This window comes from Treponema sp. R80B11-R83G3 (assembly GCF_054786115.1).
Genome location: NZ_BDHF01000046.1, coordinates 1 through 20,055, shown reverse-complemented (window position 1 = coordinate 20,055; position 20,055 = coordinate 1). Strand labels below are relative to the sequence as shown.

Annotated in this window: 15 protein-coding genes; 13 read left to right on the top strand and 2 right to left on the bottom strand. The window is 43.6% G+C overall.

The features are described 5' to 3' along the window. From ACYVRH_RS08035 to ACYVRH_RS08025, 3 genes are all read left to right on the top strand, one after another. A partial coding sequence (locus tag ACYVRH_RS08035) for an MBG domain-containing protein (protein ID WP_461256402.1) occupies positions 1-1,234 on the top strand: 1,234 nt, incomplete at its 5' end. Between the two features lie 204 nt (positions 1,235-1,438). Continuing rightward, positions 1,439-2,083 carry an MBG domain-containing protein gene (locus ACYVRH_RS08030; protein WP_461256401.1) on the top strand — a complete coding sequence of 215 codons (645 nt, stop codon included), beginning with the start codon at positions 1,439-1,441 and terminating at the stop codon, positions 2,081-2,083. Positions 2,084-2,220: 137 nt separating this feature from the next. After that, complete coding sequence (locus ACYVRH_RS08025; protein ID WP_461256400.1) at positions 2,221-4,227, top strand: InlB B-repeat-containing protein; 2,007 nt, start codon at positions 2,221-2,223, stop codon at positions 4,225-4,227. A 338-nt stretch (positions 4,228-4,565) separates the two neighbouring features. Here ACYVRH_RS08025 and ACYVRH_RS08020 read toward each other — a convergent pair whose 3' ends face one another. Continuing rightward, a complete protein-coding gene (locus ACYVRH_RS08020; protein WP_461256399.1) occupies positions 4,566-5,438 on the bottom strand; it encodes an Rpn family recombination-promoting nuclease/putative transposase in 873 nt (290 codons plus the stop codon). A gap of 206 nt (positions 5,439-5,644) precedes the next feature. Next, positions 5,645-6,523: a hypothetical protein gene (locus ACYVRH_RS08015; protein WP_461256398.1), complete on the bottom strand. Its 879-nt coding sequence runs from the start codon at positions 6,521-6,523 to the stop codon at positions 5,645-5,647. 418 nt (positions 6,524-6,941) lie between these two features. Between ACYVRH_RS08015 and ACYVRH_RS08010 the strand changes: the two genes are divergently transcribed. The 10 genes from ACYVRH_RS08010 to ACYVRH_RS07965 all read left to right on the top strand — a co-directional run bounded on the left by ACYVRH_RS08010 (position 6,942) and on the right by ACYVRH_RS07965 (position 19,819). Further along, a complete protein-coding gene (locus ACYVRH_RS08010) occupies positions 6,942-8,033 on the top strand; it encodes a septal ring lytic transglycosylase RlpA family protein (protein ID WP_461256397.1) in 1,092 nt (363 codons plus the stop codon). Between the two features lie 113 nt (positions 8,034-8,146). Continuing rightward, entirely contained in the window at positions 8,147-9,910 is a 1,764-nt protein-coding gene (locus ACYVRH_RS08005; protein WP_461256396.1) for an SPOR domain-containing protein, read from the top strand. A gap of 63 nt (positions 9,911-9,973) precedes the next feature. Further along, positions 9,974-10,468: a chemotaxis protein CheW gene (locus ACYVRH_RS08000; protein WP_461256395.1), complete on the top strand. Its 495-nt coding sequence runs from the start codon at positions 9,974-9,976 to the stop codon at positions 10,466-10,468. Between the two features lie 29 nt (positions 10,469-10,497). Further along, positions 10,498-11,634 carry a DegT/DnrJ/EryC1/StrS family aminotransferase gene (locus ACYVRH_RS07995; RefSeq protein ID WP_461256394.1) on the top strand — a complete coding sequence of 379 codons (1,137 nt, stop codon included), beginning with the start codon at positions 10,498-10,500 and terminating at the stop codon, positions 11,632-11,634. Between the two features lie 8 nt (positions 11,635-11,642). Then, complete coding sequence (locus tag ACYVRH_RS07990) at positions 11,643-12,509, top strand: NAD(+)/NADH kinase (RefSeq protein WP_461256393.1); 867 nt, start codon at positions 11,643-11,645, stop codon at positions 12,507-12,509. After that, positions 12,502-14,229 carry a DNA repair protein RecN gene (gene recN, locus ACYVRH_RS07985; protein ID WP_461256392.1) on the top strand — a complete coding sequence of 576 codons (1,728 nt, stop codon included), beginning with the start codon at positions 12,502-12,504 and terminating at the stop codon, positions 14,227-14,229. Before ACYVRH_RS07990 ends, recN begins: the two co-directional genes overlap by 8 nt. After that, positions 14,229-15,041 (top strand): hypothetical protein, encoded by an 813-nt coding sequence (locus tag ACYVRH_RS07980; RefSeq protein ID WP_461256391.1) that lies wholly within the window; start codon positions 14,229-14,231, stop codon positions 15,039-15,041. The genes recN and ACYVRH_RS07980 overlap by 1 nt, the downstream gene beginning before the upstream one ends. Then, on the top strand, positions 15,038-16,831 hold the full coding sequence (locus tag ACYVRH_RS07975) for an ABC transporter ATP-binding protein (protein WP_461256390.1): 1,794 nt from the start codon (positions 15,038-15,040) through the stop codon (positions 16,829-16,831). The genes ACYVRH_RS07980 and ACYVRH_RS07975 overlap by 4 nt, the downstream gene beginning before the upstream one ends. Then, a complete protein-coding gene (locus tag ACYVRH_RS07970) occupies positions 16,824-18,587 on the top strand; it encodes an ABC transporter ATP-binding protein (protein ID WP_461256389.1) in 1,764 nt (587 codons plus the stop codon). Before ACYVRH_RS07975 ends, ACYVRH_RS07970 begins: the two co-directional genes overlap by 8 nt. Positions 18,588-18,598: 11 nt before the next feature. Further along, a complete protein-coding gene (locus tag ACYVRH_RS07965; RefSeq protein WP_461256388.1) occupies positions 18,599-19,819 on the top strand; it encodes a tetratricopeptide repeat protein in 1,221 nt (406 codons plus the stop codon). Positions 19,820-20,055 lie beyond the last annotated feature (236 nt).

The window sequence follows — 20,055 nt, the reverse complement described above, 5'->3', positions numbered from 1 at the left end:
GGATTCAGATGATTATGCCAGTTTAAGAGTTGAAATGGGTAAAATCTCCGGTCTTACGCCGGGCAAATATTACAGAGTAGAGGAGTATGATAAGGAAAAAATCTTTGTAAGAAATCTTTTTCTGCAAAGTGACGGCAAATTAAATGGTGATTTAAGCAAAATTGGCCAACTGACAGGCGACAAGATTGAAAAGCTTCCAGATAATAATGCTCTTAAAAATAATTATTGGTACAAAGTAAAATTAGCCCAATCGTTTGATCCCGACGGTACTTATGAATATTTTGCTTATGGCGGTTCGGTTGATGAAGCGGATAAATCAGAAGATGATGAAATAACAAAATTAACGGTAAAAATTACAGGAGCCGGCAATTACTACCTTGATCTTGCCTATGAAATTAAACCTGATCAAATATACGAAGTAATGAAGATAGCATCAGAATCATGGGATAATTCGCGTACATCCGCCCATTATAAAGGTAACGCTAACATTTCATCAAATGCAAATTTAATAAATCTAAACAATTATACTACGGACTTTGGCAAGCCTATTGGCGTTTATCAATACCGAGGGCAAGCTAAGATTGGAAGCATTGACCTTCAAGGCAGGAGTATAATCGAGCTTTCCGTCGATACTCCGTTAAGTAATTATGTTTTTGTCGAATACAAGAACACGCTTCTTGCTTCTCAACAAGAAGTAACAAATTTTACCGTTGTAACAGTTGAATTAAAACAAACTCCAACCGCCTCCGATTTTGACATCAGTGGAAACGGGATAGTTTACTATGACGGCACCCCTAAAGCCGTAACCGTTACGCCTTTGGACGACAGCAAGTCGCAGGGAGAAATAACCGTATATTACGCAGGGACAAATGGTACATCCTATGACAGCACAGACGCGCCTACCGACGTTGGCACCTATACCGTAACTTTTGATGTGGCGGAAGCGGTAGGCTGGGAAGAGGCACTCGGACTGCCAGCTGGAACACTTATTATAGAAGAGGGTATTCCTGCCGCCGATGATTTTACCATTACCGGAATCGGAACAGTTACCTATAACGGCAGCCCTCAAGAAGTAACCATTGAGCCTAAGGACGACAGCAAATCGCAGGGAATAATAACCATTAAATACAACACCATTACTACCAAACCGACTAGCGCCGGAACCTATACCGTAACCTTTGACGTGGCGGCTGATGCTCCAAACTGGAAGGCGGTAACCGGGCTGGAAGCATAAACGCTGACCATTGATAAAGCTACACCGGTTTTAGCCGATTATAACATCGACGGAATAGGACCAGTTGACTACGACGGCAGTGCCAAATCCGTAACTATAACAGCAAAAGCCGACGGAATCAGATCACCGGGACTAGTTAGCGTTAAATATAACGACAGTTCTACCGCGCCTAGCGCTATCGGAAACTACACTGTAACCTTTGACGTGGCGGCGGATCTTCCAAATTGGAACGCGGCAACCGGACTGGAAGCCGGAACGCTGAACATCAACAAATTGACCCCAACCCCCTATGATTTTAACATCAGCGGAACAGGTACGTTTATCTATGACGGCAGTCCTAAAGCAGTAATCGTATCGGTAAAACCCGGTAAAGTGGGAATGGGAAGCGTAACCGCCATAAAATACAACGGCAGTACTACCGCGCCCAGCAATATCGGAACCTACGCTGTAACCTTTGACGTGAATGAAGGTCCATACTATAACCAGGCAATCGGTTTAAGCGCTGGGAACCTGATCATTAAAAGTGAGTATTTATTCAATGTCACTCTTGTTTGGTCAGATCTGCCGACTGCGCCGAAAATTATTGATAATGGCAGCTCTTATAGCTCAGATACCGGAGTTATTAATATAAAGGTAATTTTAAACAATCATTCTGATTATAGTGGTCCTTTTGTGTGGTATAATGATTTTAATAGTACTCCATTAACTACGGCTAATCCTTATGAGTTAAATCTTTTACTTAATGATAAGACTGATCTTGGTTGGTCTGTGCCGGGGGAATTTACTATTACGTTATTTATAAATGATAAATATAGCGCAAAATTTAAATTTGAACCTACTAATCACTAGCAGGTTAATATTGGCAAAAAATGCCGTTTTGGAGGTTTTTATGGATTGATATAAGGAAATGTATTGTATTTTATAAAAAATGTAGTATAATTACTTGTGTTACAAGTTTTTAAAATTTTAAGAAAGAGGAGAAATGAATGAAAACAAAAAAAACAATAATTGCCGTATTAGCGGCTGCGCTGGTTACAGCGTTATTTATTGGTTGTAATGTCCTGCCGTTGGAAGAGCAAAATCTTAATAACGTGCAGAAACAGCCCGCGCCTGACGGAAAAGTAAGGGTTAGGATTAATTTAGGGAACAAGCAATCAAACGCAAGGACGCTTTTGCCTGATACAGACGAATATGCTGATCCAAGTGATTTTCCTTACTTCGTTTTATTTATCTATAGTCAAACTGGAAGTGATTATGTGTCTGTTCCTACTTCTAGTCCTATTGCTTCTAAACCAAGTGTTACTCCTTATACTTATATTACCTATGATGCCTTTGCAACCGATCTGTTGTTAACTCCTGGTAAGTTTAGTTTTACAGTTTTTGCGTGTAGTGCTAATGATGGCTCTGAAGATTATCTTGCATGGGGAGAAACTGATGATAGCGCTAATAGTAATCTAATAACCATATCGGGGACTAATGATGAGGTAAACATTACATTAAAAGAGATTGTTGGCGCTTCAATTAGCTCTACGTGGACTGATTTTGTTAGTGCTGGTAAATTTTCATGGCTGATTGATAATGATGATAATGATTTATTAGATTATTATGATACTGCTAGTTTAAGTCTTACAGAAGTAGGAGGATCAGCTTATGATTTTGATGAAACAGGCGGTTCAGGTGTTACTGTTTTAGATTTAAAAGACACAGATATATTCACCGCCAATAATGATGGTATTCTTACTCAAATTCCTCCCGGTTATTACATGATGGTACTTACACTGGAAAAAGCTGACCACCAATCTATTTATGTACGTGAAATAGTCCATATTTGGTCTGGGCTTGAAACTAAATACATTACAGATACACTGCCAACGTTAAGAAGTACTGTTCATACAGTCACTTTTAATTATAATGATGTTAGTAATGCAGGTGTTCCAAGTTCCAACATCAATCATGGCAGTACAATTACCAATAATCCTACACATTCAGGTACGGCGGCAGGATGGAGTTTCAAAGGCTGGTACTATGACATTGGCTTAACAAAGCCGGTAGGCACTGATAAAATAATAAATTCAATTCAAGTGTACGCAAAATGGAATCAAGTCCCCTTACTCGCTGATTACACGGTTACCAAATTAAGCCAGACGTATGGTGGTACTTTAGACGCAGTAGGCGTAAGTGGGGGTAGTGGGGGTACGTCACCAGGCCAAATATCGGCTGTCTCTTACTCAGGTAAAAATAATCTTAACCAAGATTACGGGCCATCTGCTACTTTACCCTCAAATGCCGGAACCTATACTGCATCCTTTGATGTGGCAGCTGCCACAGGCTGGGATGCGGCAACATTATCCGCCACATTAACCATTGCTAAAGGTACCCCTGTAGCCGCCGATTTTGATATTAATAAGCTGTCCCAGACAACAGGCAAGGTTGTTGAAGTAGAAATAGTACCAAAAACCGGCAGCAGGTCAAAAGGTAATATAACTATTTATTATAACGGTTATGAATTTAATGATACTTCTAATCTTGATTTTGATACAGCAGGAACATTTACCGTAACATTTGATGTGGCTGCAGATGATACGACAGGTAACTGGGCGGCTAACACCGGGCTATCCGCCGGAACTTTAGTTGTTACGGATCCAAAATTCTTCGAATTTGAGCTTAAATATTCAGATCAACCAGCTTTAGATGCTCCTTATAATCATAGCAATTATGACACAAATAGTAAGGTTCTTACCGTAGACGTAGGATTTGATGACGATCCAGAGTTTGATAAATATGAATGGTATGTTAATATTCTTGATGATGAATTAACTACTGAGGCTGCAGATGAATACAATCTTCAACTTGACATCAATCCAAATACTTCTCATTATCTTGACTGGGTATTGGCTTTGTCCGATGATAAGAAATTTACTATTACATTAACGGTATATAAGGGTGGTATGCCTTATAGTGCAGAATATGAATTTACTATTATTGAGAATTAGGGAACGCAACGGCCTCTGACCACTTAAAAACGGTCAGAGGCGGCGCTAAATGCAGCGTTTAAAAAGCGCGAAGCCTGGCCATCTGACCACTCTAGAGTGGTCAGACGGTCAGGTTTTTTTTATGAATAGGGAAGGGGAGGGAAGAATTTTTCCCACGAACCACACGAACTTTTTGCACATATCATGTTTTTGTCCGTTAGCTTAGCGTGAAGTTTACGCACAGCCTTCGGACAACAACATTGCTAATTGCTAATTGCTAATTGCTTTGTGTTCTTTGTACCTTTGTGATCTTGGTGTGAGTCTTTTAGCGAATAAATCCAATTCCGTTGTAAGGAAACTCATTTTTTTCTCAACCTCTCTTTTATTTCATCAACTGACAATCCCTGATCAAAAAACTTAAGGATTTCTACGTCCCTTTCTTCACGACCTTCCTCGCGGCCTTCCTCGCGGCCTTCCTCACGGCCTTCCTCACGGCCTTCCTCGCGGGCTTCTTCTTGCCAAACTTCTTTCGCGGTATCCCAATTCCATTCAGTTGTAAGCATACTCATTATCTCCTTGGCGTGTTTTTCCATTAACTCTTTCAATATATCATGTTTTTTGCAATATTGCACTGTCTTTTTCATCGCTTCTTTAAGGGGCAATCCCGTTTTCAGAAACTCCCTCACCTTCGATATGAACGCGCTGTATTCGGCTAAGGTTTGGCACTTTCGCGCTATCTTTTCATTTTTTCCTTCGTTTATGTTAATTACCCTTACTTCCAGTTCCATAGAGGGAAACTTGTCTTTTGAAAACTCTGTTCCTTCCGTACTTATGAATAAATCCGATAATCTTACTATTTTTTCATCGGGGAACGGGGTTACCCCGTTATAAAGCACGAAAAACTCAGGTTTTGGTATTGAAAGCGGTGCCGATGAATAGATTTTCCTATCATCGATGATTTTTTCATAAACCCTGCCTATGTACATTAGCAGACGCAGTGCCATGTTCGGGTTTATGCTGGATTGGTGTTCTATTAAGACTACCAGTTTTCCGCCGATTTCGAAGGAAATGTCGTTATAAGTGTCCATGTACAGAATGTCTTCAAGGGTATTGATGACGACAGGGACATCGCGGTTGAGGGTTATCCCCTCCAGGGCGCAGTAGAGTTCTCTTAAAACGTCAGGCTTGCTGAAGATGAAGGAGAAAACGCTGCTCTTAAATTTTTTGTTCACACTCAAGATTGAACCTCCTAAAAAGTGTTTCCCCTATATGGGTGCGGACTCGCGGTTTTGCTTGATCGAAAATGAAAAATTTTTGAAAATATTTCACTATAAGAACGGGGAAGAAGAGAAAAAAGAAAAAAAAGAATAAGAAAGAAATTCACACAAAAGACACTAAAGAAGAGAAGAGTCTTTTGGCGAATTACTGTTTTGGCGCATTACGCCTGTTGATACAAAGTTTTCACCTTTTCAGGATCAAGCTGTGTAGCCGATATAACGGTTTCAATAGGAAAACCCAATTTAATCATGTTTTGCGCAATACTTAACGATTTTCGTTCTTCGCCTCTCGCTTCGCCTCTGGCCTCCAATTCGGCGGCCAAGCCCGTTTCTTCAAGCACCTGATAAAATTTATTTTTCATTTTTTTTATTACCTCCTTCATTGCCTTTTCATTTGCTTCGGATATTACATAAAAATACGCGCCTAACCGCGCCGCTTTTCCTTGCCGTTCTATTTCATCGCTTACCCGCGAAAATTCCTCATACCCAAGTTTGTCGCTAAGGCTTTTTAGCCACAGGTTTTCTTCCGCTGAAAGCCTGCTGCTGTCAATTACCTGTATAGGCATTATATCCCCGCTTACAGTATATATTCCTAAACCGGTTTTCGCAATATCGTAACCCCGCTCCTTTTTCAGGTGTTTCAACAGTTTTTTGGGGTAACGGCTTTCAACAAAAGATATTGTCAGACTAGTTATGGGCACTTTGTTAAACGAAGCGTAAAGGCAAGCGTAACCGTAAACTTTGTAGAAATCGGCTACCGAAACATAATCCCCCGGGTTTTTGTATTCAAGCAGATTCCATTCTCTGAATATGACTGCGATGTTCTTTTTAATAACAACATTTTTTGCCTTCTTTATGACAACGCAGTCTATCCGTAAAGGCTCACAAGTGAGCTGGTATTCGGGATGGAATTCCAGAACGTCCTGATACTCTTGAAGTTCCATTTGCAGGGCTTCCACAAAAGCGGGGTGCCACGAAATACGCATTGAGTCTAAATCAATGATTTCTTCCGTGTTTATTTTACTTTTCTCTGTCGGCATAGTTTACTCCCGGAAACAAGGTTTAATTTCAAATAATTGACATACCCTATATGGGTGCGGACTCGCGGTTTTGCTTGACTGAAAATGAAGATTTTTTAATTTTTTTTTACCACGAACCACACGAACAGGAGCGAACCAAGAGAGCGGAGAGATTTACTACTAATATACGTATATATAGATAGCTGGAGGATAAAAGGGTTGTTGTCAGAAGAATTAGCTTGAATTTCACGATAAGATAACGGACAAGAACCCTTAAATCTTATGCTTTCGCCTTACTCGCTTATCAGTGTTAAACTCTAATCCCTCTTGGTTCGTGTGGTTCGTGGTAAAATTCAAAAAGAATAGTGAAAAAAAGATTGATATTTTCTTGAAATTCGCGTTTTAATGCCTTAATATTAAGTTAGTGGACAAAAAAAACATGATGAAAAAGCTGTTTTTTACATTTTTTCTTATTTTTACCCTGTTTTTACCGCTTTCGGCGCAGGTAAGATTGGGAAATTTTTCTCAGAAAGGGGTTGCCACTCAGGAAATGAAGGACGCCGGGCTTGTCGCGGCACATTCTTCACTACCGTTAAATACGGTCTTAAAAGTAAAAAATGAAGCTAATGGCAAGGAAGTAGACGTAAAAATTGTCAACAGAATAAGCAATTCGCCTACTCGGGTCATCGATCTTTCGCCGGCGGCGTTTAAAGCGTTGGAATTAAAAAAAGACGGTATTGTTACAATTTCCGTAAATGCGGCGGTAGTTAGCATGGCGACGGCGCAAGTTACGTCGACAAATAAAAGAAATGGTCAAACTAGCGCGGGACAAACGTCAGATGGGGGGAGCGTGCCGGCTGTTTCGCAATCTTATCCTGTACAAACGACCACCGCGCCGGGTACTACCGTAACCTCAAGCCAGTTGCCTGGGATAAATGTCGTGGTTACAAATTCTACTCCAATCGCTACTCCTTCTGTTCCATCTCCTGCCGCTCCTACTTATCCTCCTACTTATCCTCCTTCTTATCTTCCAATGTATTCAAGAAGCGAACCAAATAACGGTGATAGAATAATTGTAATTAACACTAACCCTGCTTATCCGCCAACGGTGTCTGCGCAAGCATCCACATCCATGCCTGTACCGGCTCCCTCGTACGCGCCAGTTCCCTCATATGCGCCAGTTCCCTCATATGCGCCGGCTCCCACATCCGCACCGGCTTCGGCGCCCGCATCTGCGCCAGCCGCATCTGTATCACAAAGTAACGGAGCGTATTTGGCATGGTTAATGGCAATGTCTGTAGAAGCGCGTGAGGCAAGAGCGGCGAGAGAAGAACGTGAAATGCGCGAGGCAAGGGAAGCGCGCGAGATACGGGAATTGCGGATTGCCCGCGAAGAACGTGAGGCAAGAGAAATTCGCGAGGCGAGAGAAGAAAGGGAAGCAAGGGAAGCACGTGAAGCGAGAGCCGCGCAGATTGCCCGTGAAGAACGAGAAGCAAGGGAATTCCGCGAGGCAATGGAAGAGTTTTATTGATGTTTCATAGGGAGTAAAAGAAAATTGAATATAATAAGGCATATTTTCTTGCAAAAGAGTTTAATATTCCTTAAAATATATGTGGAGGGCTTAATAACAGGAGAGTTATCACAATGAAACGGCTTTTTTTTGCTTTTTTATTCGCGGCGATAGTATCACATCTTCCGGCTCAGACGAGTCTTGGGGATTATTCCGTACGCGGTGTTGCAAGTCAGCAGATGACTCAACAGGGGCTTGTAGGGGCGCATCCAAGCCTTCCCCTTAATTCAAAGGTAAAAATTACCAATCCTAAAAATGGCAAAGAAGTTGAAATAACTATTATCGAACGTATAGATGCTTCACAAAATAGAATAATTGACATTTCGGCGGCCGCAGCTAACGCTTTACAGTTAAAAAACGGAGAACAGGTAGTTGTTACCGTAAGCGCTCCGCCGCGTCCTGTTTCACAGCCGCCGCGCCAACAGGAGCCAATAGTTGATCTGATGGAACCTATTTTTCTTCCCAGGGAAACAAGACAATCTGATGCAACAGCGCAAACAACAGGTCAAACTGCTGCGCAGACAACAAGTCAAACCGCCGCGCAGACAACAAGTCAAACCGCCGCGCAAACAACCGGTCAAACCGCTACACAGACAACTGGTCAGACTGCCACGCAGACAACCGGTCAAACCGCTACACAGACAACTGGTCAGACTGCCACGCAGACAACCGGTCAAACAGCCGCGCAGACAACAATACAAAAACCTTTAACCGCTCAGGAACCTGTTGTCAGGGATCCCTCCATGCAGGCCACTGAAAAGATCGGTACAGACGATAAGAAAACCGTAACTGCGGCAGGCAGTCAACTCCCGCCAGACGCCAAATCTGATGGTAGTTACCATCCTGATTTTTTTGTAAACGATCCAACTGCCGCAAGTGCGCTTTTTTCAGGCGCGAATAACAGTAATGATCCTGAATTTCTTGCGTGGTTAATGGTTATGACCGTTGAGGCAAGAGAAGCGCGGGAGGCAAGAGAGGCGAGAGAGGCTCGTGAAGCAAGGGAAGCGCGGGAGATTAGGGAAGAACGTGAAATCAGGGAAGCAAGGACGGCAAGGGAAGCTCGTGAAGCAAGAGAATTAAGAGAATTAAGGGAGGCAAGAGAAGCCCGCGAGGCGAGGGAAGCGCGGGAGGCAAGAGAAGCTAAAGAGGCAAAAGAAGCCAGGGAAAGGCGTGAGGTTGCCAAGACGGCTGCGGCGCAGAAAGAAGCGCAGGTTGCGGCTAATGCTGTGGCGCAGAAAGAAGCGCAAACTGCGGCTAATACTGCGGCTCAGAAAGAGGCGCAAGCTACGGCAAATACCGCAATTCAAAACACGCAATCCGGCAGTCAAACTCCGGTAGGCTCTCCTGCCGCTAATCCTCAGCCGAATCAGCCTGTGATAAATTTGCCTTCCACAGAAAAACCAAAAAGAGATATATGGCCGTTAAATCCTGATATGTATGAACCTACTTCCGCAGCCCCCAAAAAAGCGGCTCCTTCTTCAGATTTAAGAGTTTCCGCCAACCAATCACAGGCTGTTCAAAATCAAACGCAGATACAAAAGCAGGATGCTGGGCAGTTAAGGCTGGAACCTGTTAAACCTGAAAGTTTACTGATAATTCCGGGTCTGCCTGACAGGCATTCTGGAAAATTTTATAAATTGCAAATTGGCGCGTTTTCATCGCAGGAAACCGCAAATAAGGCTGCTGCTATCTTGAGAAATTCAGGTTTTAATGTGGAAATTGAGTATTCTGGCGCGATTTATCGCGTTTTTGCCTCTAAAATTTCTTCTGCCGACGTACATTCCGCGTCTGTCAGGCTGGGTTCTTTGGGATTTGGCCAGATTTGGGTTAAAGAGTAAATTTCTACTTGATCATTAATACAAATGTATGATATATTAGAATAAAGATGGAGGATATTCCAAGTGGCGACAAAAGCAGAGATTAATAAGTCGGAATCTAGTCAATTAGTTACTTTCCACCTAGGAGAAGAACTATACGGTGTTAATATAATGGACGTTAAAGAAATTGTCCGCGTGCAGGAAATCCGTTCAATTCCCAACGCGCCAATTTATGTAGAGGGAATATTTAACCTTAGAAGTGAAATTATTCCAATTATCAGTCTTCATAAGAGGTTCCATTTAAAAAAATTGGCAGTTTCCGAAGAAGATGAATTGTTGTCAGGCTTTGTTATTGTCGATATAGACGGGATTAAATTAGGGATCATTATTGACAGGATTTCACGGGTTGTAACAATAGAAAAAGATGACATTCAGCCGCCGCCGCAGATGTTTTCCGGTATTGGCGCTGAGTATATTCAGGGTGTTGTTCATCAGGAAGAAGGATATTTAATTATTCTTGACATAAGAGACCTCTTCAATCCAAAAGAACTTAAGAAAATTTCCGAACTTAGAAAATAACTTAGCGTGGGTTTGATTTCGGGTAACGCATGAAAATAGAAATTTATTCTCCTACAATCAGACGCAAAGAAATGGATTCTGTTTTAACGGCGATGGTGGAGGAAAAGATCGGGCCGGGAGAGCGGAGCCGCCTGCTGATACAAACCGCGAAAGAACAGCTTCATTTTGATTACGCTCTCGCCCTGCGAAGCCCCGCTGTCGCCTTGTTTACTGCTCTTAAAGCGTTAGCCCCTTCGGGCAGTACGCATGATGGTTCCGTGGACGGACAGGCGGCTTCTAAAGCGGCGATAATTTCCGCGCTTTCTCCCCGGTATTATTTGCAGGTGTTGCAGGATTTGAATATAACGCCCCTGTACTGCGATGTGAGTTATGACTTCCCGTGCATAAGCAGGGAACTAATCGAAAATACAATCGCCAAGAAACCGCAGGGGCTTGAGGTTTGCGCCATTGTTCTTCATCACGCTCTTGGTTTTACTCCCGACTCGGCTTCCATTGCCGAATTGGGCATTCCTGTAATCGAAGATATTTCGCAAAGTTACGGAAGCTGGCTTAAACCTATCAGTAAAAAAGACATTCGGCAGGACGAGGCGCCGTCCCCGTCAACAGGCAAATCTGAAAAAGAAGAGCCTAATGTAAAGTTTAGCGGAGTATTCTGCATACTGGGTCTTGAAGAGAGGGATATGCTCACCTCAGGCGGGGGCGCTTTGCTTTTTGCGATGAACAGGAAAGAAGGAATGTTACTGCGCAATTTCGCCGGGTTAGCTGACGAGTATTTTATGCCGGACATTAATTCCGCGCTTGCCATTGTCCAGTTTAAAGAACTGCACCGCAATATTACAAGAAGGCATGAAATCGCGCAAGTGTTTATTCAGGCGAGTCTGCGGACAAGGCACAAGCGTTTTATCCCAATCAATGAAAATGAATACTGCAATTATGCGTTTTCGCTTGTTTTGGAAACGGGGCTTAAAGACGTAACCGCTTACGCCAGAAAAAAAGAAATTGAAATTGAAAACGCGTTTGAAAATACGATAGCGGGCTGTGCTCATTGCGATGACTGTCCTGTCAGCAACTCTCTTGTAATGCGGACTGTTCTTTTCCCGATGTATCCGCGGCTGCGTTCACAGGATGTGGAGAGGGTGTCGCGGCTTATTATGACTCTTCCATAGGAGCTTTTATGTGTAAAAAGGCGATTCTATTTGTAAATGTCATCAAAAAAAACACGGTATCAGCCGCAGATGAAATAAAAACTGAATTAGAAAAACTCAGGGCCGATGTTACTGTTTTTTCCATTAAAGATAAATCTAAAAGCCTGTCAGAAGACGGCTCCCCCCTTCCTAAAGACAAGTGGGACATAGCTTTTTCACTTGGCGGAGACGGGACGGTTCTGTACACGGCGCGGAGCGTCTCTCCTTTGGGAGTGCCTATTATGCCGATCAATCTTGGAACGCTTGGCTTTATCGCGGAAGTAAATAAAAAAGACTGGCTTGACGTTTTTTTAAAATGGGAAAAGGGCGAAATTGCCACCACCCGCAGATGTATGCTTGAAATTTCCGTGGAGCGAGATTCTAAAATAATAAAGAATTACTTTTGCCTTAATGACGTGGTTGTTTCCTACCCTGAGATAGCGAAACTTATTAAACTTAACGCGCATATAACAGGCGCGGAATTAGTCTCTTACAGGTGCGACGGGCTTATTGTCGCGACTCCCACAGGCTCAACCGCCTATTCCATGTCGGCGGGCGGGCCGATTTTAGACCCGGAAATGGAAGCGATGATACTTAACCCAATCTGCCCGTTTACCCTTTCAAACAGGCCATTTGTGCTTCCCGCGCGCAAAACGCTTACCATAACCGTAGCCGAGGAGCAAAGATCGGGCGTTGTTTTAATGGTAGACGGACAGGACACGTTCCCCCTTGAATGTAAAGATAAAATTCACATTAAGCAGGCGTCTTTCGGCGCTGAATTGATATTTAACGGGCGATCAATTTATTATCAGGCGTTAAGAACGAAACTTTTCTGGTCAGGGGACGCGAATGCTTGAAGAGCTTTCTATTAGAAATTACGCTCTTATTGATTCCATTACGCTTTCTTTCCGCCGCGGCTTTAACGTTCTGACAGGCGAAACGGGAGCGGGAAAATCGATCATTGTCGGCTCTTTAAGTTTTTTAATGGGCGCGAAGGCGGAGACTGACGTTATCCGCTCAGGATGCGAAGAAGCCGCAGTATCAGCCGTAATATCCGTCAGTAAAAATAACGCCGACGCTAACGAATGGCTGAAAGCGCGCGATATTGAATGTGAAGAAGACACCGTTATCGCGCGCAGAAGCATTAAAACGTCGGGCAGGGGATCGGTCTTTATTCAAAATGTTCCCGTAACGCGGCAGGATTTATCCGAGTTTATGGGGCTGTTATTTGATCTTCACGGCCAGCATAACCATGAATCACTTTTGCGCAAGGACAGCCACCGCCGTTATCTGGACGGTTTTGCCGGAATTGAAAACGAAGTTAAAGAATTTTCCGCGCTTTTTGTGGAACTGACTGACAAGCGCAAAACTATGGAAGCATCTCTTAAAAGCGAACGGGAGAGGGAAGACAGGCTTGAAATTTTAAATTATGCGGTGGACGAGATTACCAAAGCAGTGATTCGCGCGGGGGAGCTTCGCGAACTGGAAAACGAAGCGCAAAAATTATCGGACTTTGAAAAATTAGCGAGTTTTATCAATACTGCGGCTTCCTGTTTTATGGAGGGGGAGCAATCGGCGTTAAGCCTTACGCGAAGGGCGAAAAACGCCCTTGACGGCGCGTCCTCGGTTGATTCGTCTCTTGGGGAAATAAACAGACGGTTTGAAAACCTTTACTATGAAGCGGAGGATATCGCGGGGGAATTCCGCGCTTACAAAGAGAACCTCGCTTTTGATCCGCGAAGGCTTGAAGAAGTAAATGAAAGATTGGCGTTCCTGAATAAATTAAAAAAGAAGTACGCCAAGGACAGCCAGCCGGGAAATGAAGAAGAAGCGATACTGTTGTACAAGACAAACGCTCAGGCCGAAATAGAAGCCTTGAGCGGCGCGGAAGAAAACAGGGGCAAATTAAAAGAGGCGATTGGCGCTTTGGAAAAAGCGATTGTTTTAAAAGCGCAAGTTTTAAGGGAAAAAAGAACCGCCGCAGGCGTAAAATTAAGCCAGCTTATAACGGAAATATTAAAAAACCTTGGAATGCCAAACGCCCGTTTTCAGGCGGCGGTTTTGCCAAAGCAGAATGAAGGGCAAACTTCTTATGGGCCTTATGGAACCGAAGAAGTTGATTTTTTGATTTCCGCGAATACGGGCGAGCCGCTTAAAGACCTTGCAAAAATAGCCTCAGGCGGGGAGCTTTCCAGGGTTATGCTGGCGATTAAAACCGCCCTTTTATCCGATTCGCGGCGCGATGAGGCGGAAAGCGTAGAAACCCTCGTTTTTGACGAGATTGATACCGGTATTGGAGGGGAAGTCGCCCTGAAAGTCGGCGAGTATCTGACAAAAATCGGCAAATTTAAGCAAATTTTCTGCGTAACACATCTAGCGAGTATCGCAGTTCGCGCCGATAATCATTTTAAGGTGGAAAAAAAAACCGAAGGAGGCAGAACCTACACCGGAATTGGGCCGTTAAACGCCGAAGGACGGAAAAAGGAGATTGCCAGGATGTTGGCGGGGGACGCGGGAGAAGCCGCTATCGCCCACGCTGACGATTTGATCAAAAAATACGGAAAACGGAGCGGCTAATGGCTAAGATTACCGATCAGGAAAAGTCGATATACTACGATAAAGTAAAAATTTATGTGGCAATGACAAGGGCGTTATTGGATACTGAAAAAAAACTTCTTGTGGAAGCGAGAAAGAACACGCCGAATTCACCCATTCAAAAACTTGCCCTTTGCGATGAGATGCTAAATCTGTCTTCATATTATATCGCCATAAACGGAATGTCACAGACTATCTTAAAAAATAAAAATGAAGAAGCCCTGAACGACGCGAGAAAATCGCTTTACAAGGCGGTAATTTATCTTGAAGAAGTCGTCACTAATTTGATAGACGCGCCTTTCTCTGATTATGAGGAAAAACTGTCAATGATAAAATCTTTTAATCAGAATCAGAGGTATAATCTGATCTGTAAAATGGGGCTTGCCATTGATATGCTTGAGCAGGCCTACGGCGATAATTCAAAATGGAGATGGACGTTTGTCGATATTGAAGGCCGATTTGCGGTAACCGCGAAAAATATAATTGATTTAAAAAATGCATACGAGAACATGGCCCCCGGAGCCGAATATTATGATTCCACAGTGTATCATCTTAGATTGGTAAAAAAACTTATTTCTCAGGCGGCGGATCGTTACCGTGAAAAATACGAACTTTCCACGGGGCAAATTCTTGATTTTAAAACAGGGATAAATTTCCTTGGCGCGTTGCGCCGACTGCACATTGTTTTGTCAGAAAGCGAAGAATCCAATGAAGTAAAAAAGAAATTGGCAATATGGTCAGCCAAACTTGAAACTGATCATAAAAAGCAGGAAGAAGCCAAAAAGAGATCATGAGCCGCCCCAATATCTCTTTGAAGGAATACAAGGCGCTTTTTCCGTACCTGTCGCGTTACAAAGCCCAATATATTACAGGCGTTATTTTTCTTATAATCGTAGACGCGGCGCAGATCGCGATTCCCCAGTTTATCCGCGTTGTAATAGACCTTATTTCAAGCGGCGATTTCCAGTGGCGCAGAATATTTATTCTTTCTCTGTGGATGGTTGCCATAATGGCGGTTGTCTCGTTAGGCCGATTTTTATGGCGCTATTTTATCAACGGCTCTTCAAGGCGCATAGAAACCGAGTTACGCGAAAAGCTTTACGCCCATCTGCAAAAACTTTCATGGGATTTTTATCAAAAAAATAAAATCGGGGACTTAATGGCGAGGGCGATAAATGATCTTCACGCGGTGAGGATGGCAATCGGGATGGGGATTGTCGCTCTTTTTGATTTTGTTTTTATGGCAACGTCCATTTTAATTATCATTTTTGTTCAGGACGCTAGGGCCGCCCTTGTTTCAATAATCCCTTTGCCCCTTGTTACGGTGCTGATACTTCTTTTTGGAGGCATGGTAGGCAAAAAATTCTTCGCCGTCCAAAGCGCTTATTCAAAAATGAGCGATAACGCTCAGGAGACTTTTGCCGGCATCAGCGTGATAAAGTCTTTTGTTAAAGAGTGGTGGTTCATTAAAAAATTTGCCGATTCAAATGAGGACTACCAAAAAGCGAACATGGAGCTTGTGCGCCTGTTTGGTTTCTTTTTTCCTTTTATCAGTTTTCTTTCGGGGCTTACGGTATTAATCATGCTCGGTATCGGCGGCTTGCGCGTAATAAACGGTTTAATGACTCCCGGAAGCCTTGTCGCGATGTTCAGGTATCTGTCCATGCTGATATGGCCGCTGATGGGGGCTGGCTTTATGGTAAACATGATCCAGCGCGGGGCTGTCAGTCTTGGAAGAATAAACGAAGTCTTAAATACAACGCCTTCTATCCGCGACGGTGAAAATACGTCAACAGCGGAGCCGATCACAGGAATTCCCGCCCTTGAAATCTCAAACCTTGAATTTTCGTACCGCGAAGAAGAGAGCGTCTTAAAAGGAATTAATTTAAAAATTGAACGCGGTCAGTGGCTTGGAATTATGGGAAGGACAGGTTCGGGAAAAACTACGCTGATAAAAACATTTATGAGAATGACGGATCCGCCGCGAGGGAGCGTGAAAATTTTCGGTCTTGACGCCCGCGATTGGCCTTTGGAAGATTTGCGAAAACTTTTCGCGGTAAGCCCTCAGGACAGTTATCTTTTCTCCGACACAATAGCGAATAACATCGCCTATGGATTAGACGACAGCCAATTTAAAACACCTAACGAGAAAGAGGCGGTTGTTGACAACGCTGTTTCCCTTGCTTCATTAGACAAAGATTTGGGTTTTTTCCGCGATGGAAAAAATACTCTTGTAGGGGAGCGCGGGTTAACGCTCTCAGGAGGCCAGAAGCAAAGGACGGCAATCGCAAGGGCCGCAATCATGAACGGCGAATTCCTTGTTTTAGACGATTCGTTATCAGCGGTTGATAACGAAACGGAGTTAAAAATACTGGAAGCGTTAAGAAGGGAAAGAAAGGGGCGGACGACAATTATTATTTCGCACAGGGTTTCCTCCCTAAAATACGCTGATAATGTGCTTGTTTTGGATAAGGGTAAAGTTCTTGAGTACGGAAGCCCAGCGCGCCTTGTAACGGAGGGCGGCTTCTATAGCAGGATGGCGGCTTTCCAAAAATTGGAATCAGGAGCGACTGCAAATGGCTGACAGTTATTTTGAAACTGACGATATAACAAAAGAATACGACAGCCGCCTTATGATGCGTATTATGTCGTATTTAAAACCATACAAAATAATAGTGATAATCACTCTTGCCGCTCTTGTTATATCGACTCTTGGAGAACTTTATATTCCCGTTTTACTCCAGCGTATAATTGACGACGCTATACTTAAAAAAAATATTCCTTTTCTTTATCATGGGTGCGTTCTGTATTTAATAATACTGGTCTTTGTTTTTGGTTTTACTTTTTTGCAAACATGGACTTCAAACCTGATGACCCAGGGCGTAATGAAAGATATGCGTCTTGGCCTTTTTAATAAGACCCTCTCCCAATCCACAGGTTATCTTTCGCGCCATCCCGTTGGAAGAATTGTTACGCGATTAACAAGCGACGTGCAAACAATGGACGAGTTTTTTACAACGGTGCTTGTCGCTTTTTTAAAAGACATTGCGATAATGGTTGGGACTATTGTAACCATGTTTGTACTTTCGCCGCATATGGCCGTTGTCGTTCTTATCACTTTACCGCCCGTGCTTGTTGTTACTTTAATAAGCAGGGTAAAAGCGCGAGACGCGTTCAGAAGGCAGAGAACAGCCTCGTCTAAAGTGTACGCGTATCTTGCCGAAAGGCTTGCCGGAATGCAGGTGGTACAGCTTTTCAGGCAGGAGAAAAAAAGTTTAAAAGAATTCACGGAAGGCAATCAGGAGTTTCTTGACGCGAATCTTGGAGAGATGTACGTGTTCGCCACATTCAGGCCTATAGTTGAATGGCTTTCCACATTGACAATGGCTATCGTTATTGTAGTCGGCGCGAAAATGGCGCTCTCATTTTCGATGTCGCTTGGAGTGTTAATCGCTTTTATCAATCTTGTGCAAATGTTTTTTCAGCCTGTAACCGACATTGCCGAAAAATACACAATGCTGCAATCTGCGATGGCGGGCGGGGAAAAAGTTTTTAAATTGATGGACACGGAAGAGCGAATCCCCGATGACGGAACTGCGGAAATAACAGCCGCCCTCGGTCATATTGAATTTGACAGCGTGCATTTCGCGTACAAGGCGGGAGAAGACGTATTAAAAGGGCTGACGTTTTCCGTAAAGCCGGGGGAAATGGCGGCGATTGTCGGATACACGGGCGCGGGCAAAACCACCATCATTAATGTTCTTGCCCGTCTGTGGGACATTGACAATGGGGAAATCCGTCTTGACGGCGTACCGATTAAAAACATCCCTATTGATAAATTACGCCGCTGTATAATGCCTGTTACCCAAGATGTAAATTTATTTTCCGGTACGATAGAGGAGAACATCAGTCTTGGGCTTGAGTTATCGCAGGAAGAAATAATTGAGGCGGCAAAAACAGTTCACGCGCATGAATTTATATCCGCCCTGCCTGACGGCTATAAGACTGAACTTTCCGAAAAAGCGGCAAATATTTCCACAGGGCAAAGGCAGTTAATAAGTTTTGCGCGCGTAATCGCCCATAACCCACGCGTAGTTATTCTTGATGAGGCGACAAGCTCTATTGATACCGAAACGGAGAGGCTTATTCAGCTTGGGATGAAGAAAGTGTTAGCCGGAAGAACGTCATTTGTCATCGCCCACAGGCTTTCTACTATTAGGGACGCGGATCATATTTTTGTTCTGTCCAATGGCCGTCTGGTAGAAGAGGGCAGTCATGAAGAGCTTGTCGCAAAAGACGGTATTTATTCAGGTCTTTACAGATTGCAATATGAGGATTAAAATATAAATAGATGAAAAAAAGGTTTATCCTAAGTATTTTTACTCTTTTTCTTACGGTTTCCTCCGGTATTTACGCACAAAGTAAGGATCACGCCCCCTATGTAACTCAGCTTAAGGTTGAATCCAGAAATAACCTGATTAGGCTTACATGGGTAGATTCCCCCGACGCGCGCGGTCCCGTTTACATATTCCGTTCAGCGCGCCCGTTCAGCGGTTCTATCCCCGCAAATATCAAGCCCGTGGTTGTTAGATACGGGGAGCAGTATTATATTGACGATGCCGATGATATGGAAAACCTTTACTACTATGTCGCGGCAAGCGATACTTCCAGCCAGCGTTATGACATTATTCTTCCCGGAATAAACAGTACAAGCCTTAACCCGGAGTTGGATGCATCTTCAACAGTTGCCGCGTCTGAAACCTCTTCCGCCGCAACAGAGCAGGTTCAGGGCATTTCCAATTTAAAGGCGAGTCAGGACGGAGAAAGGGTAATTATCACTTTTAACAGGGAAGGTCCGCGCAGAAACGCAATTCTGTACCGCAGTATGCAGCCTATAACCAGCTCTCAGGACTTGCTCAACGCCGTTCTTGTACAATCGGGAATAGATTCCCCTTTTGTTGATTTTCCGGTTCCCGTCCCGGGACTTACATGGTATTACGCTGTAATTTATGAAGATGAAATCGCAAGCGGCAACATGGGAATTAAGCCGGGAGTAAACACGACTGTAAGTCCCGTCACCGTTACAAGCGAACAGCCTACGGAGCGTACCCTGCGCCCGATTCCCCTGCCGGTACTGACGTTACGCAACACCGTTCCCGACAGTTTCTTCATGACTGAGATCCCAGGTCAAACGCCTTTAAGCGCCGCGTCAGAAAATATGCTTCGTGATACAAAAATGCCTTCCAAGGCTCCCATAAACTTAAAAAGACCGCGTGTTTTTTCGGTGGATTTGGTCGCTCCCACGGGCGGTGAGGAATCGGCTTTATTTCAGATAATTACCGAGTACTTTGTAACATTTAAATGGGAAGAAGCCAAAATCAGTTTACAGCATTATTTATCACTGCCTCGCTCAAAAGACATAGAAGCCCGCGCCCGTTTTTATTTGGGGCAGACGCTTTACTATACGGGAAAATACCGCGAATCGCTGATGGAATTTTTGTCGATAAGGCCGGTTCATTTCGCGGAAGCTAACAAGTGGGTAGACGCGGTTTTAGCGGCTATGGTGTATTGATTCGCCAAAACCTCACACGAAGATCACAAAGAGACAAAGGACACAAAGAAGAGGATCAGGGGTTTTTGTCCGTTATCTTATCGTGAAATCTCAAGATCAGCTTTTAAACATGTACTGCTTATGCTGAACTTGCCGTTTTTAAGACAAGCATATAAGGTGTGTCAGGAACCGGCATTTTTTGTCCGCCAGTATTCCTGTCTCTTAATAAATGCAGTATGCAACTTTTCTTTGCGTTC